Source organism: Hymenobacter norwichensis DSM 15439, from assembly GCF_000420705.1.
In the GTDB taxonomy this organism is placed as follows: domain Bacteria; phylum Bacteroidota; class Bacteroidia; order Cytophagales; family Hymenobacteraceae; genus Hymenobacter; species Hymenobacter norwichensis.
Genome location: NZ_ATVL01000011.1, coordinates 184,229 through 199,088 on the forward strand (window position 1 = coordinate 184,229; position 14,860 = coordinate 199,088).

Genomic DNA, 14,860 nt, shown 5'->3' on the forward strand with positions numbered 1-14,860 from the left:
TTGCCAAACTTTTCTGCCCGTTCCGGCATTATAGCTATTCCTCCCAACCCCTGTCAATGGCCAAGCTCAAGACCCTCTATTTTTGCCAAAACTGCGGTGCCCAATCGGCCAAATGGATAGGCCGTTGCCCGAGTTGCGGTGAATGGAATACCTACGTTGAAGAAGTAATTCAGAAAGAAGAAACTACGGCTAACAACGCCTGGAAAGCTAGTACCTCGGTAGGGACCACCAGCAAAGCGGCCCGTCCCCGCGTTATATCCGACATCATATTTGAAGAAGAGCCCCGTATCCGCACCCAAGATGGCGAGCTAGACCGGGTGCTGGGTGGCGGCTTGGTACCAGGTTCATTGGTGCTGATTGGGGGCGAGCCGGGCATCGGTAAAAGTACACTCATGCTCCAGATTGCCATGACGTTGCGCCAGCTTAAGGTGCTCTACGTGTCAGGTGAGGAGAGCGAGCAGCAAATCAAGATGCGGGCCGAACGGCTTGGCGAGCAGCACCCCAACTGCTACATCCTCACCGAAACCAACACCCAGAACATCTTCAAGCAAATCGACCAGCTGCAACCCAACGTGGTAGTCGTCGATTCCATCCAGACCCTGCACTCAGGCCTCGTGGAGTCGGGGGCGGGTTCGGTGAGCCAGGTGCGCGAGTGCACGCAAGAGCTACTCAAGTACGCCAAGGAAACTGGCGTGCCCGTGCTACTTATCGGTCATATTACCAAAGACGGCTCTATTGCCGGCCCAAAAATCTTGGAGCACATGGTAGACACCGTGCTGCAGTTTGAAGGCGACCGGCACCTGAGCTACCGGATTCTGCGCACCATTAAGAACCGGTTCGGCTCCACTTCCGAGTTGGGTATCTATGAGATGCAAGGCACGGGTTTGCGGCAAGTGAGCAACCCCAGCGAGATTTTACTTAGCCAGCGCACCGAGAGCCTCAGCGGCATGGCCATCGGGGCCACGCTGGAAGGCAACCGGCCGCTATTGGTGGAAGTGCAAGCCCTTGTAACACCCGCCACCTACGGCACTCCTCAGCGCAGCTCCACCGGCTTCGATGCCAAGCGCTTGAATATGCTGCTGGCAGTTCTCGAAAAGAGAAGCGGCCTGCGCCTCGGCCAGCACGATGTGTTTCTCAATATTGCCGGCGGCCTGCGCCTCGATGACCCCGCGCTGGACCTTGCCGTGTGCGCCGCTGTGGTCAGCAGCCTCAACGACGTGCCGATTCGGGGTGAAATCTGCTTGGCGGCAGAGGTGGGCCTAAGTGGAGAAATCAGGGCCGTGAGTCGGCTCGACCAGCGCCTGAGTGAGGCCGAAAAGCTTGGTTTTGCTGAGATGTACATATCCCATTTCAACGCGCGCGGTTTGGATATGTCCCGCTACGGGATTCGGGTGCAGCCAGCTGGCCGTTTAGATGAAGTATTGCAGGGTTTGTTTGGATAAAACAGGCAAAATGAATGTTCTTTAATTCACAACGAAAAAAAGGCCTTAGTTGGATTGGATTATCACAACCTAAATGCCTTATCTTCGATACGTGAATTGACTTTTACCGCGAATGATGCACATGTGAGTTGATTGCTTTCATGTATCATACCGGTATTATCCTCGTGTTATCAGCTTGAAATGTCTGCTCAGATGCCGTATGCTATTCGCTTTATAAAAGGGGCCCTGCTGGCCGCCGGGCTGAGCGCCTTTTCCTTGGGTACGCAGGCGCAAGGAACCGTCATGCTGACTGGCCGGGTAACAAGCCGCGCTTCCGATACGGTAGCCATATCAGTTCGCGAAAACCCCCTCGACCCCAAAGAGCAAATCACCTACGCTCGCCTCAACGACAAAGGCGAGTTTCAGATGGCCATTAAACTGGATGGTCCCGCCCGCGCTGATCTAGTGCACGGCGACGACGTGACGGACCTATTTCTGGAGCCTGGCGACGCCATGGATATTCGCTTCAAAGGCAGCGACTTGGCTACTAGCGTTAAGTATAAGGGCCGCGGCGCCGAAGCCAATACCTACCTCAATGAGGTAGACGAGCAGTTTGTGGAAAACGACGGGTTTCAGGTGCTGCCCGAAAACATCATGCTCTATGAGCCCGCCTTTCTGTCGTTTCTCGATTACCGCCGTAAGCAGGAAAAAAAGTTTCTGGCTAATGCCATTGAAGACGGCCATTTCAGTGAGGCGTTTAAGCGTTACGCCCAGGCCGAAATCGACTACACCTACGCCAACGACCGACTCACCTTTCAGGATTTGCGCGAACAGGTGGTAGCCACTGAGGGCCGGCTGAAAATGACGCCGACTTACTACGACTTTCTGAACGATAAAAGCCTCATCAGCAACGAGGCCGCCATGAAAAGCGAAACGTATCAGGAGTTTCTGCTGAACTACGTGCACTACTCAGCCGTGGCAGCGGGCAAGCAGCGCAACCACCCCGATTTCTACCAAGTCTGCTACGACATTGCCAAAACGCAGCTTAGCGGCACAGTACGGCCTGTCATTATGGGTCGCGTGTTGCAGGAGTCGTTCCGGTTTGGGCACGTGAAGCAGTCGGCGGCTATGCTAGCTGATTTTCAGGCCATTGACACGCAGAACCGTTACTTCCCGGTTTTACAGCAGGATTTTGAAACGCACAAATCCTTTGCTATTGGGGCGCCCGCACCCGATTTCGAACTGACCTCCGCTAATGGGGAAACCGTGCGGCTCCAGGATTTCCGGGGCAAGCTGGTGTACCTTAACTTCTGGCGCACCACTAGCGGCCTATGCCTGCGCGACCTACCCTACGCCGCCGAACTGGCCAAGAAGTTTGAAGGCAAAAACATCGTGTTCATCAACATTGCCATCGACGACAACGAAGGCGCCTGGAAGCAACTGGTAGTTGGCAAAAAACTGCCGGGTGTGCAGGTACACGCTAATGGCCTTCGCTCACCCATTGCCCGCGCCTACGCATTACAAGACGTGCCCGCGTATTTCCTGCTGGCCGAAGACGGTACCTTCCTCAACACCAAGCCCAAGCGCCTGAGTAGCCACGCCGCAGTTGATGAAATCAAAGAGTCATTCGGCAAAGCTAGCACCTACACCAGCCTGATGCCCTCCGAGGCCATTGCTAAATAGGAGCAAAATCTTAAAACCGAAAAAGCGCCGCCCAATCCATTGGGTGGCGCTTTTTAGTTAGGCGAGACTATACTTAATCCGCTCCGGGCTAAAGGCTTTTCGGCTGGCAGAACGTTGGAGTTGTTCACGCACCTATTAGGCGTTTTGCTTCTCAGCTACTTGCCCTTACGCGGTGCGGAAGCCGGAAGCCTGCTTGATGCTCCGGTCGTTGCCGGAGGCTGGGTCAGCGTAGCTGTGCTCACCTACCTCAATGGATACTTTCTTGCCGAGTAGCTGCTTGGTATCGAGGTCTTTACCAGCTTCCGGATGGATGCCTACGGCCGAGTAAAGCGACAGGAGAATGGGCATGGCATTAGGGGACGTGTAAAAGCGCTGAGTGATGAACCCGTCTTCGTTTTCCATGCGGGCCGCAAAGAACGGCACGTTCTGGTGTTCACTGGTACCTTCCTGAATGTCAGTTATTTCAACGGTGTGGCGGCCGTCGGGGAGGAAGCCTTTGTCTTGTCCTTCTTCAACTTGAATTTTCATAGCTGTTTGCTGCTGGATGGAGTTCTTTAAACGGCGGCCAATACTGTTAGGTTTCTGCCAATTCAATTAGCCATGCAGGTTGAATTCAACTATTGACTACAGTTGATGGTTCATGCTACTCAACTATAGGGTCTACCTTTACATCTGATGGCCTCACTGCTTACTGACTCGCTCAACTTCCTCTCGAAAGCTACGCCGCGCCGCGTCTGGAACACAACGCAGGTAGTGGGCGGCTACGCGCTGAGCAAGCTGACTGGCAAAGCCCGGCACTGGGGCCTACCAGTGGCGCTGAGTTTTGAGCCCACCACCAGCTGCAACCTACGCTGCCCGGAGTGCCCTAGCGGCTTGCGGTCCTTCACGCGCCCCACCGGCATGCTGCCCGACGACCTGTTTCGCAAGACGATAGACGAGGTAGCGTCGCGGCTGTGGTACCTGATTTTCTATTTCCAGGGTGAGCCGTATCTGCACCCCAACTTCCTAGAGTTGGTGAAGTACGCTTCCGACAAAGGCATCTACACGGCCACCAGTACCAACGCCCACTACCTCAACGATACCAACGCCCGGCGCACAGTGGAAAGTGGGCTGGACCGGCTGATTATTTCCTTGGACGGCACCACCCAGGAAGTGTACCAGCAATACCGAGTGGGCGGCAAGATTGACAAGGTGCTGGAAGGTACGCGCAACCTGCTGCGCTGGCGTAAAGAGCTGAAATCGAGCACGCCGCGGGTGGTGTTTCAGTTTCTGGTGGTGCGGCCCAACGAGCACCAGATGGACGAAGCCCGACAGTTAGCCAAGGAAATGGGCGTGGATGACGTGTGGTTTAAAACCGCCCAGATCTACGACTACCAGAACGGCTCCCCGCTCATCCCCACCATCGATTACTACTCGCGCTACGAGAACACGGGCAACGGTAACTGGCAAATCAAGAACCGGCTGCTCAACCACTGCTGGAAGATGTGGCACAGCTGCGTTATCACTTGGGACGGCCTGGTAGTGCCCTGCTGCTTCGACAAAGACGCCGAATACCGCCTCGGCGACCTGCAAACCCAAACTTTCCGCCAGCTCTGGCACGGCCCAAAGTACCGCGGCTTCCGCGCCTCCCTGCTCAAAGGCCGCGACCAGATAGAAATGTGCCGCAACTGCACTGAAGGCACCAAGGTGTGGGGATAAGTGAGTTGGTGAGATAGTGAAATGGTGAGTTTGATGTTCTAACTGCACAAGTGGCGCAAATAGAACATCAAGCTCACCATTTCACTATCTCACAATTTCACTTACTGGTGTCCCTTCGTGAGGTTTTTGCCCAAGTCTTCTACTTGCTTGAGGAATTCGTCGGTGTCGGTGTCGGCGTACACGCCGTAAGCCGAGGAGATGGTGCCTTTGATGCCATCGTTGGCTTCGATGGCGTAGAGGATGGACATATCATCCGGGTCACTTTCGCCTTCGAAACGATAGAAGTCTACGATGGATACCTCGCTGGCGGCGTAGCTTTTGCTGCGCTCGTTGCTGATAGTGTGCAACCGGCCTCCCTCTACACGAAAGTCAGCGGTGAAACCGTCTTTGCTGAGCTTCTGCTCCACTTTTACGAGCGAGCGTTCTTCTTCTTTGTCTTGCATGATAGTAGGAGTTCGGTATGGGAAAGGAAAGCAGAATCGTTAAAGTAGGGTTAAAACAAAACCCCCGTGCCAGCTATACGGAGCCGGTACGGGGGCAGGTTGCCGAAAATAGGAAATGCTGAATGCCGCGCTACTGCGGAGCCCGGGTGGCCGCCGCTTCAATGCTGCGTTGCAGCCGGTCCACGTCGATGGTGCCGCACGCACCGCCGCAGCCTTTGGCGCAGCCCGCCGAGGATTTGTCGAAGAATGCCCGCCAGAAAATGCGGCCCACATAGAACGAGGCCCCGGCGAACAACAATACGATGATGAGTGTCTGAATCCACATGATGCCTGCAAAACTACCAAGTTTCCATTTTGGTTGCCCGGATTTGATTTTTTGTTGCGCTGGTCTATGGTTCTAAACTGCGTGAACAGCAGACGGTTTAGGATGCCAGCATCTATGTAAATGACCGTCATGGTAAAAGGTCGTCATGCAGAGCGCAGCGAAGCATCTCGCTCGAATCGTTGAATTGGCTCTGCAACGTCAGCACGCGAGATGCTTCGCTCCGCTCTGCATGACGTTCCTCTTTCATGTGAAGTTTGCATAATACACACCCTTGTTACTCGTGCAGCTGGAAGCTGAAATTTCAATCAGGCGGCTTCCGGGTTGAGTAACTTGTAATATTTAAGCTTTTAGTTGAGAATTTGGTAGATACTTGTGGGTAAGCCTACGCTTGATGTCCTACATTTGACCATATGCCTGCATCCTAGCCGGCGTGTTCTGCTTCCAAATAACTCCAATCTGAATGCAAACTTTTACTCTTCGCAACAAGCTGGCGGGCGGGCTGCTGCTGCTGGGTGTAGGTGCCTACGCGCAGCCCAGCACGTACCCACGCAACGGCGTGTACGACAAGCGGCCAGGCCTGTACGCCTTCACCCACGCTACCATTTTCACCGATTACAAAACCAAGCTAACCGACGCCACGCTGCTAGTGCGCGACGGCAAAGTGGAAGCTGTAGGCCCGAACCTAAAGATTCCGGCCGGGGCCGTGGTGCAGGATTTGAAAGGCAAGTACATCTACCCTGGCTTTGTGGACCTGGCCGCCAACTACGGTTTGCCGGAGGTGAAAGCGCCCGAACGAACCGGCCGCCGCCCGCCCCCGCAGTTCGAGAGCAAGAAGGCCGGAGCCTACGACTGGAACCAGGCCATCCACCCAGAAACGCAGGCTGCCAACGAGTTCAAAGTGAACGACGAGCAGGCCGACGTGTACCGCCGCCTGGGTTTCGGGGCGGTGCTCACCCAGCAGCCCGATGGCATTGCCCGCGGCACGGCGGCGCTGGTGACGCTGGCCACCGTTGGCCACCGCGAAAACGAGGTGCTGCTGGTAGAGCGGGCCGCTGCCGGTTTCTCCTTCGATAAAGGCACCAGCACCCAGAACTACCCCGGCTCCTTGATGGGCAGCATTGCGCTGCTGCGCCAAACGTTTCTGGATGCCGACTGGAACCAGCGCAGCTCCAATAAAGAGCAAAACCTGTCGCTGAAGGCTTGGCAGGAGCAGCGCAGCTTGCCGCAGCTCTTCGAGGTGACCGATAAGCTGAACGCGCTGCGGGCCGACAAACTGGGCGACGAGTTTAAGACCCAGTACATCATCAAGGGCCGCGGCGACGAGTACCAGCGCGTAGCCGACATCAAAGCCACCGGTGCGCCGTTCGTTGTCAGCCTCAACTTCCCCGATGCTTACAACGTGGACGACGTGTATGACGCCTCGCGCATTTCGCTGGAAGAGCTGAAGCACTGGGAAATGGCGCCCGCCAACGCGGCGTTGCTTTCCAAAGCCGGGGTGACTATTGCGCTGTCGGCGGCTGACCTCAAGGACAAGAAGAAGTTCCTGCCCAACGTGCGCAAAGCCATTCAGTACGGCCTAACCGAGGAGCAGGCCTTGCGGGCCCTCACCGCTACGCCCGCCGAACTCATCAAAGCCCAAGACAAAGTTGGCAGCCTCCGGCCCGGCCTGACCGCCAACTTTCTGGTGTGCTCCAGCCGGTTGTTCGCCGAAGACAACGTGCTGCTCGACAACTGGATACAGGGCGAGCGGTACCAGCTCAGCAACCTGCCCGCCGACTACCGCGGCGTGTATAAGCTCAACTTGGTTACCACGGAGAAGGTAAAAGACAATCAGTTCAAGATTGGAGCGGATATGGCTATGATCATTGATGGAAAGCCAGAGTCTCCCCAATTGAAGATAGCACTAGCGCCGGGTGACACTCTGAAAGGAAGGATTGCCGTAAATGGAGAGCTAGCTACCATTGTTTTTCCTTTTAGTAAAGCTAAAAACGCAGAGCTAGCACGCCTCACTGGCTACTACACCCCCGAAACGCGCGTTTTTCAAGGCGACGGCCAATTGCCGGAGAACTTTCAAGTAAAGTGGAGCGCAAAGCGCCAGGAGGCCGCCAGCCAGGCCGCCAAGCGCGACTCCGCTAAAGCGCCTGAGCCAGTGCAGTTTGGGGCGGTGCTCTACCCGTTTGCGGCGTACGGGCGCAGCGCCATACCGCAGCAGGAAACCGTACTCATTCGCAATGCCACCGTCTGGACCAGTGAAGCCGCGGGCAAGCTGGAGAATACCGACGTGCTGCTAGTAGGCGGCAAAATCTCGAAAATTGGGAAGAGCCTAGCCGCCAAAGACGCCCGCGTAGTGGACGGCACTGGCAAGCACGTAACGCCCGGAATTATTGATGAGCACTCGCACATCGGCATCATTGGTGGCGTGAACGAGGGCACCCAGGCCGTAACGTCGGAAGTGCGCATCGGCGACGTGCTCGACCCCGAGGATGTGGACCTGTACCGCGACCTGGCCGGCGGTGTGACGGCGGCACAGCTGCTACACGGCTCAGCCAACCCCATTGGGGGCCAGTCGCAGCTGATTAAGATGCGCTGGGGTGCCGCGCCCGAAGACCTGAAAGTGGCCGGCGCCGACCCGTTCATCAAGTTTGCGCTGGGCGAAAACGTGAAGCAGTCGAATGCCGGCGAAGCCAACGTGCTGCGCTTTCCCCAGTCGCGCATGGGCGTGGAGCAGGTGTTTGTGGATGCCTTCACGCGGGCCAAGGAGTACGAAAAGGAGTGGGCTGCCTACAACAAGTTGGGCAAAGGCAAGCAGAAGAAAACCGACGCCCCGCGGCGCGACCTGGAACTGGAGGCGCTGGTGGAAATCCTGAACAACAAGCGCTTCATCACCTGCCACAGTTACGTGCAGAGCGAAATCAACATGCTGCTGAGCGTGGCCGACCGGATGAACTTCAAGGTGAACACCCTCACCCACATTCTGGAAGGCTACAAAGTGGCCGACAAAATGAAGGCCCACGGAGTAGCGGCCAGCACCTTCGCCGACTGGTGGGGATACAAAAACGAGGTGCGCGACGCCATTCCTTACAACGCCGCCATCATGCACGACGCCGGCCTGAATGTGGCCATCAACTCCGACGATGCCGAAATGAGCCGCCGCCTCAACCAGGAAGCCGCCAAAACTATCAAATATGGCGGCCTATCAGAGGAGGAAGCCCTGAAGCTAGTCACTATCAATCCGGCTAAGATGCTGCACATCGACAACCGCATGGGCAGCCTCAAGGAAGGTAAAGATGCCGATGTGGTGGTGTGGAGCGGCCACCCGCTGAGCGTGTACTCGCGCGCTGAGCGCACCTTCGTGGACGGTCGGCAGTTCTTCGACCTTGAATCCGACAAGGTGCTGCGCCAGGAAATGGAGCGGGAGCGGCTGCGGATTGTGCAGAAAATGCTGGCCGCCAAGAAAGGCGGCGCGCCCACCCAAACGCCAACGGCCAAAGCAACCGGCCACTTCCATTGCGACACTGAGGGCGAGGGCAAAGAACTAGACCAATAGTAAAGAACGACCAACTCCCCTCCTCAGCTGAGGAGGGGACGCGGCGCCGCAGGCGACGCTGGGGTGGTTGGCCTCGTTGCTGACGTTGCTAAACTCAGCAGAAGACCCGGCAGACGTAGCCAACGAGTAAACCACCCCGCCCTTCGGGCACCCCTCCTTTCAACAAGGAGGGGAACCATCCTTCTTATGAACTCAACTATGAAACAGTTTCTTCTCTCTTTGCCTTTGCTAGCGGCTTTCACGGCGGCGGCGCAGGTGCCCGTGCCGGCTCCTGCCCAAAGCAAACCTATTTTGCTGGTGGGTGGCAACCTCCACGTCGGCAATGGCACGGTAGTACCCGATGCCGCCGTGGCGTTTGATAAAGGCCGTATTACGTATGCCGGAACCCAAGGCGGATTCACACAGCGCACTGGCTACGAGGTGATTGACGTAAAAGGGCAGGAGGTGTATCCGGGCCTGATTCTGCCTAACACCACGCTGGGACTCACCGAAGTGGAATCCATCCGGGCGACGGTGGACGAGCAGGAAGTGGGCACCATGAACCCCCACGTCCGCTCCCTGATTGCCTACAACACCGACTCCGACATCATCCCGACGGTACGCACCAACGGCGTGCTGCTGGCCCAGATTACGCCCCGCGGCGGCCTGCTTTCCGGCCAAAGCAGCATCGTGCAGCTGGATGCGTGGAACTGGCAGGACGCCGCCGTGCGCCCCGATGACGGCCTGCACCTGAACTGGCCGGCCATGGTGCTCAAGCTCAGTGCCGCCGAAGACGAAAAAGCCCTGGAGCGCCGCAACAAGGACCGCCAAACCCAGCTGCGCGACCTGGAAGCCATGCTCACGGAAGCCGCCGCCTACAAACAGCTACCAGCCGGCCACCGCGAAAACCTGCTCTTGTCTTCGCTAAGCGGCTTGTTCGATGGCTCCAAAACCCTGTTCATTCACGCTGATTACGGCAAGGAAATCGTGGAAGCCGTGAGCTTTGCCAAGCGCCTGGGAGTGCAGAAAGTAGCCGTGGTAGGCGCCCGCGACGCCTGGATGATGCTGGACTTCCTCAAGCAGCACGACATTGCTGTAGTACTGTCGCGCACGCACGCCCTACCCCGCCGCCCCGGCGACGACTACGACCTGCCCTACAAACTGCCCAACATCTTGCAGCAGGCCGGTGTCCGCTACTGCCTTGATTATGAGGGTAGCATGGAAACGGCCGGCTCCCGCAACCTAGCCTTTATTGCGGGCACTTCTGCCGGCTACGGCCTCACCAAGGAGCAAGCCCTCACCGCCGTAACACTCAGCCCCGCCCGCATCCTGGGCATCGACAAAGACTACGGCAGCCTGGAAGCCGGCAAAAGCGCCACCCTGGTCGTGAGTAGCGGCGACTTACTCGACATGCGCACCAACAACATCACCCGCGCCTACATCGACGGCCGCGCGTTCAGCTCCGAGAACAAGCAACTCTACTTAAACCGCAAGTTTAAGAGTAAATACAGCCTGAAATAGAAGCCCACCTGAACAGGCAAAATAGCCCGTCATGCAGAGGCGCAGCCGAAGCGTCTCGCGTGCTGACGCTAAATTACTAATTCAACGATTCGAGCGAGATGCTTCGGCTGCGCCTCTGCATGACGTTCATTAATATGGTGTAATGCTAGCAGGCCAATAAAAAGGCCCGACTCTATATAGAGTTGGGCCTTTTTAAATTCGTGGACTGTCAGGCTATTACTTCCAGTGCTGCCGAATGGTTTCCTGCATCTTCTCGTGGATGTGGCCGTTGCTGGCTACCACTTCGCGGCCGAAAATAGGGTCGCCATCCTCGGTGAACTGCGTGACGCGGCCGCCGGCTTCGCGTACCAGCAGGATGCCAGCGGCTACATCGTAAGAGTTGATGTTGAACTCGAAGTAAGCGTCGAAGCGGCCGGCGGCTACGTAGGCCAAATCCAGCGCGGCGGAACCCACGCGGCGCAGGCCGTGGGTGTTCTGCATGAATAAGCTCAAGATAGCCAGATATTGGTCGAGCCGGTCGAACTTGTAGTAGGGGAAGCCAGTGGCCAGCAGCGTGTCGTGCAGGTCGTCGGCGGTGGATACGCGCAGGGGCCGCTCGTTGCAGAAGGCGCCGCCACCCAGCGCCGCCCGGAAGCATTCGTCCTGGTTGATTTCATACACCACGCCTACCACTAGCTCTTGGCGCTGCATCAGGGCCACGCTCACGCAATAAGCCGGCTGGCCGTGGATGAAGTTGGTAGTGCCATCGAGCGGGTCGATAATCCAGTTGAATTCCTCGGCCCGGCCCACGGTGGTGGTACCTTCTTCGGTGATGAAACCAGCTTCGGGCAATAAAGCGCTTAGCTCGGCTACTAACTGCCGCTCACTCTGCTGGTCCACATACGATACCATGTCGTGCAAGCCTTTATTCTCCACGCGGCCGCGGTCGAAGTTCTGGGCTTCCTGCCGAATAAACTGGCCAGCGCGGCGGGCAATGTCGGCCACTTGGTGGCTGAGTTGGTTGAAATCCATGAGGTAAGAATATGGCACAAGCTACCGCTTATGCCGTGTGCAATTGAATGTCGAGCGTGTAACTACAATCATGAGGTAAGTGGGAGCCACTGGCCATCAACCAGCTTCTCGAAACTGCTCTTTTGGAGTTGACTATCAGTGTGACCTTTTACGCGCACTGGAGTAATCCAGTCCTGTTGGCAACCTTCCAAAGGGTCTGGCACTACCTGCCAATCAGTGGGGGCAACTCCATACTCCTCACCGGCGGATTCTGCCTCAGCCACCGAGTCATACCACTCATCCCATAAGCAGCTTGCATCCTCGATTTTGTTGTAGCCAAATAGGTACACGCCACCATCTGTCTCGTGCATCATCAGGCGCTTCAACTCAGATACAGGCTGAGTGATGAAAGCTGTTTTCCTCATCGTTAGCCAACCTTTTGTCGGCCACGGGCAGCTTGTACCACCACAAAGCCCAGCAGCAATACCGCCAGCACCTGCGTGGTAGGGCCTAGTAGCTCGCCGTGCTGCACGTAGAAGGTTTTTTCCTCGTTTAGGTGCACGGTGCCGCGCTGGGAGGCTTGCACCCACCAGTTGGTTTGCTGCGTGATTTCGCCTTTCTGGTTGATGAAACCTGAAATGCCGGTGTTGGCTGAGCGAGCAATGTCGCGGCGGGTTTCGATGGCGCGCAGGGTGGCGTATTGGATGTGCTGCAAATGGCCCGGCGAGTCGCTCCACCAGCCGTCGTTGGTGATGATGCCGATGAGCGTGGCGCCGTTTTTCACGTATTGCGCCATGAAGTCGCCGTACACTGACTCGTAGCAGATGCTTGGTCCGAGGCGCAGGTTGGGGTCAGTGGTGTTGAACACGGTGCGTTCTTCCTGGCTGCCGTAGGAGCCTACCACGCCGCCCAAGTCAATGTTGGCAATGAGCTTGGTGAGCACCACTGGTACCTTCTCCACGCCCGGCACCAGCCGCGACTTATGGTAGAACGTAACTGCGCCGGTAGCGCCCGGAAAATGCGCGGCCGTATTGAAGATGTCGTAGTACCCTAGGTCGTCGCGGAAGCGGGCGGTGGGCGTGGCCGTTTCCTTAGTTGGGCCGTACATTTTGATGCTGGTGATGCCCGTAATAAGCTCCACGCCAGGGTGCGCGGCTAACCACTGGCGCAGGCGCATCACCTTGGGGTTCATCTCGAAAGCGGCTTCGGAATACACTTCCTCCAAGGCCGTTTCGGGCCAGAGCACCAGCTTGGTTTGGGGCGTGAGCTGCTGCTCGGTCAGGCTGATGAGGCGGCTAAGCTGCTGGTCGTACGGAATGAAATTGGGGTTGCTGCTGAACTTCTCTAGGAATGGGTCTACGTTGGGCTGTACCACCACTACCTCGGCAGTTTTGCCCTTTTCCTGGTAGGTAGCCCCAATGCCATACGACAGCGCAACCGGCAGCAAGATAGCCAGCAACGGCGCCAGCCAGCGGGTAGCTAACGGCCGGCCCAGCGGTGCGGTTCCGGGCTGGTGCACAACGCCGGCTTGGCTGGTGCGAGGAGCGTTGCTAGAGAAACCGAACCACGCCCGGAACACCAGAATATTCACCACCCACATCCAGAGCGAGCCGCCCAGGAAGCCAGTGTACTCGTACCACTGCACCCACTGGTTGGCTTGCGCGAAGCCGTTGCCGAGCGTGAGCCAGGGCCAGGTCAGGTCCCAGTGCAGGTGTAGCTGCTCGAAAGCAATCCAGTAAATGGGCAACGAAATGTAGCCCAGCTTGGGGCCCGCCAGCCGCTTGGTGTGGTAGAAGGCCATGGTGGGAATGCACATCAGCAGGGCATTGAGCACCACCGCCGCAATGCCGCCGCCCAAGGTGCTGAAACTCACCCACCACGTAGTGAAGGCGTTCCAGAGCACCAGGGACAGATAGGTGTAGCGGAACACTTTCCAGCCGCTGGCGCCGCGCTGCGTCAGGAGTTGCTCCATGCGCAGGTACGGCACCCAGGCCACCAGCAGCACTGCCGCCAGTGGGGCCGGATGCACCGGCCAGCCCAGCCACAGCAATGCGGCACCGAGCACGGCCAGCAAACTGGGCTGCCAATATGCCAGGCCAGTAGCCGGGGCGGTGGCCTGCACTTCGAGAGTTGATTTAGTCGTCACTTTCTTCTTCGGTAGCGTAACGGTCTTCTTTAATACGTTCTTCTTTGCGGCCCTGCACCACCAGCACAATCTCGCCTTTGATGGCGGCCCGGGCGGCGAAGTTGGCGGCCAGTTCGGAGAGCGGGGCCGTTACGGTTTCTTCAAACAGCTTGGTTAGTTCCCGGCTCACCGACGCGGGCCGGTCGGCACCCAGTACCTCGGCCAGCTGCTCCAGCGTTTTTACAATGCGGTGCGGCGACTCGTAGAAAATCATGGTGCGGTGCTCATGCGCCAGTTCTTTGAGGCGCGTCTGGCGGCCTTTCTTCACCGGCAGAAACCCCTCGAACGTGAACCGCTCGGCCCCAAAGCCCGACTTCAGCAAGGCCGGCACAAAGGCGGTGGCGCCCGGCAGGCACTCCACTTTCAGGCCCCGCGCCAAGCACTCCCGTACCAACAAAAAGCCCGGGTCGGAAATTCCGGGCGTGCCCGCATCCGATACCAGGGCCATGGTTTCGCCGCGTTCCAAGCGTTCCAGCAGGCGCTGCACTTGCTGGTGCTCGTTGTGAAGGTGGTAGCTGAGCATAGGCTTCTTCAACCCCAGGTGCTGTAGCAGCCGGCCGCTGGTGCGGGTATCCTCAGCCAACACGGTATCCACTTCGCCCAAAATCCGGATGGCCCGCAGGGTAATGTCCTCCAGGTTGCCAATGGGCGTGGGCACGAGGTAAAGCAGCGTCGGGGTGGTTTCTGACATGGCGCAAAGGTAGGCAGGGAACAGGTGAGGAGGTAATGAGGGTAGGAGGGTAAGCGTTGTGGGTGAGAAGGTGGCACGATAAATTCTTTCCCCTGTTGCCTTCTTACCCTCCTGCCCACCTACCCCCTCGCACCCCCGTGCTGGGCGGCCATCTCATCAATGGCGGCGGCCAGCCGATGGTCGCGCTGCGTGACGGTGTTGCCCGCGTCGTGGGTGCGCAGCCGGAACTCCACGGTACTGTATTCGTTGGCCCACCACGGGTGATGGTCGAGGCGCTCCGCCGCGGCGGCCACGTCGGTCATGAAGGCAAAGGCCGCCTTGAAATCGGGGAAGCGGAAGGTGCAAGTCAGGGCGTTGTCGTGTTCAATCCACATAAC

13 protein-coding genes are annotated in these 14,860 nt (G+C 57.6%); 5 read left to right on the forward strand and 8 right to left on the reverse strand.

Annotation, left to right across the window (positions count from 1 at the left end; translation table 11 throughout):
• The first annotated feature begins 56 nt into the window (after positions 1-56).
• Together radA and G536_RS0121430 are read left to right on the forward strand one after the other, a co-directional pair.
• Positions 57-1,442 (forward strand): DNA repair protein RadA, encoded by a 1,386-nt coding sequence (gene radA, locus G536_RS0121425; protein WP_022825655.1) that lies wholly within the window; start codon positions 57-59, stop codon positions 1,440-1,442.
• Between the two features lie 180 nt (positions 1,443-1,622).
• Complete coding sequence (locus G536_RS0121430) at positions 1,623-3,104, forward strand: TlpA family protein disulfide reductase (protein ID WP_084708768.1); 1,482 nt, start codon at positions 1,623-1,625, stop codon at positions 3,102-3,104.
• Between the two features lie 165 nt (positions 3,105-3,269).
• Here the strand turns inward: G536_RS0121430 and G536_RS0121435 are convergent, their stop codons facing one another.
• Positions 3,270-3,632: a hypothetical protein gene (locus tag G536_RS0121435; RefSeq protein ID WP_026880459.1), complete on the reverse strand. Its 363-nt coding sequence runs from the start codon at positions 3,630-3,632 to the stop codon at positions 3,270-3,272.
• Between the two features lie 147 nt (positions 3,633-3,779).
• Between G536_RS0121435 and G536_RS0121440 the strand changes: the two genes are divergently transcribed.
• A complete protein-coding gene (locus G536_RS0121440; RefSeq protein ID WP_022825658.1) occupies positions 3,780-4,802 on the forward strand; it encodes an SPASM domain-containing protein in 1,023 nt (340 codons plus the stop codon).
• A gap of 101 nt (positions 4,803-4,903) precedes the next feature.
• Here G536_RS0121440 and G536_RS0121445 read toward each other — a convergent pair whose 3' ends face one another.
• Both G536_RS0121445 and G536_RS0121450 read right to left on the reverse strand, forming a co-directional pair.
• Positions 4,904-5,245, reverse strand: coding sequence for a hypothetical protein (locus G536_RS0121445; RefSeq protein WP_022825659.1), 342 nt, complete (start codon positions 5,243-5,245; stop codon positions 4,904-4,906).
• A 130-nt stretch (positions 5,246-5,375) separates the two neighbouring features.
• Positions 5,376-5,570 carry a hypothetical protein gene (locus G536_RS0121450; RefSeq protein WP_022825660.1) on the reverse strand — a complete coding sequence of 65 codons (195 nt, stop codon included), beginning with the start codon at positions 5,568-5,570 and terminating at the stop codon, positions 5,376-5,378.
• Positions 5,571-6,030: 460 nt separating this feature from the next.
• Here G536_RS0121450 and G536_RS0121455 point away from each other — a divergent pair, with 460 nt between their 5' ends.
• Positions 6,031-9,117, forward strand: a complete 3,087-nt coding sequence (locus G536_RS0121455; protein WP_022825661.1) for an amidohydrolase family protein — start codon at positions 6,031-6,033, stop codon at positions 9,115-9,117.
• A gap of 198 nt (positions 9,118-9,315) precedes the next feature.
• On the forward strand, positions 9,316-10,617 hold the full coding sequence (locus G536_RS0121460; RefSeq protein WP_022825662.1) for an amidohydrolase family protein: 1,302 nt from the start codon (positions 9,316-9,318) through the stop codon (positions 10,615-10,617).
• A 216-nt stretch (positions 10,618-10,833) separates the two neighbouring features.
• Here the strand turns inward: G536_RS0121460 and G536_RS0121465 are convergent, their stop codons facing one another.
• The 5 genes from G536_RS0121465 to G536_RS0121485 all read right to left on the reverse strand — a co-directional run bounded on the left by G536_RS0121465 (position 10,834) and on the right by G536_RS0121485 (position 14,857).
• Entirely contained in the window at positions 10,834-11,646 is an 813-nt protein-coding gene (locus tag G536_RS0121465; protein ID WP_342664774.1) for an inositol monophosphatase family protein, read from the reverse strand.
• A 50-nt stretch (positions 11,647-11,696) separates the two neighbouring features.
• Positions 11,697-12,032 carry a hypothetical protein gene (locus tag G536_RS0121470; protein WP_022825664.1) on the reverse strand — a complete coding sequence of 112 codons (336 nt, stop codon included), beginning with the start codon at positions 12,030-12,032 and terminating at the stop codon, positions 11,697-11,699.
• A gap of 2 nt (positions 12,033-12,034) precedes the next feature.
• The gene (gene lnt, locus G536_RS0121475; protein WP_245575873.1) at positions 12,035-13,753 is read right to left on the reverse strand and encodes an apolipoprotein N-acyltransferase; all 1,719 of its coding nucleotides are present in this window, start codon (positions 13,751-13,753) and stop codon (positions 12,035-12,037) included.
• Complete coding sequence (gene rsmI, locus G536_RS0121480; protein WP_022825666.1) at positions 13,743-14,483, reverse strand: 16S rRNA (cytidine(1402)-2'-O)-methyltransferase; 741 nt, start codon at positions 14,481-14,483, stop codon at positions 13,743-13,745. The genes lnt and rsmI overlap by 11 nt, the downstream gene beginning before the upstream one ends.
• A gap of 119 nt (positions 14,484-14,602) precedes the next feature.
• Positions 14,603-14,857 (reverse strand): 4a-hydroxytetrahydrobiopterin dehydratase, encoded by a 255-nt coding sequence (locus tag G536_RS0121485; protein WP_022825667.1) that lies wholly within the window; start codon positions 14,855-14,857, stop codon positions 14,603-14,605.
• Positions 14,858-14,860: the final 3 nt, after the last annotated feature.

What these genes read in the sequence shown, in the direction of transcription:
- radA (WP_022825655.1), top strand. Translation starts at nt 57, where the DNA reads ATGGCCAAGCTCAAGACCCTCTATTTTTGCCAAAACTGCGGTGCCCAA.
- G536_RS0121430 (WP_084708768.1), top strand. Translation starts at nt 1,623, where the DNA reads ATGTCTGCTCAGATGCCGTATGCTATTCGCTTTATAAAAGGGGCCCTG.
- G536_RS0121435 (WP_026880459.1), bottom strand. Translation starts at nt 3,632, where the DNA reads ATGAAAATTCAAGTTGAAGAAGGACAAGACAAAGGCTTCCTCCCCGAC.
- G536_RS0121440 (WP_022825658.1), top strand. Translation starts at nt 3,780, where the DNA reads ATGGCCTCACTGCTTACTGACTCGCTCAACTTCCTCTCGAAAGCTACG.
- G536_RS0121445 (WP_022825659.1), bottom strand. Translation starts at nt 5,245, where the DNA reads ATGCAAGACAAAGAAGAAGAACGCTCGCTCGTAAAAGTGGAGCAGAAG.
- G536_RS0121450 (WP_022825660.1), bottom strand. Translation starts at nt 5,570, where the DNA reads ATGTGGATTCAGACACTCATCATCGTATTGTTGTTCGCCGGGGCCTCG.
- G536_RS0121455 (WP_022825661.1), top strand. Translation starts at nt 6,031, where the DNA reads ATGCAAACTTTTACTCTTCGCAACAAGCTGGCGGGCGGGCTGCTGCTG.
- G536_RS0121460 (WP_022825662.1), top strand. Translation starts at nt 9,316, where the DNA reads ATGAAACAGTTTCTTCTCTCTTTGCCTTTGCTAGCGGCTTTCACGGCG.
- G536_RS0121470 (WP_022825664.1), bottom strand. Translation starts at nt 12,032, where the DNA reads ATGAGGAAAACAGCTTTCATCACTCAGCCTGTATCTGAGTTGAAGCGC.
- rsmI (WP_022825666.1), bottom strand. Translation starts at nt 14,483, where the DNA reads ATGTCAGAAACCACCCCGACGCTGCTTTACCTCGTGCCCACGCCCATT.
- G536_RS0121485 (WP_022825667.1), bottom strand. Translation starts at nt 14,857, where the DNA reads ATGTGGATTGAACACGACAACGCCCTGACTTGCACCTTCCGCTTCCCC.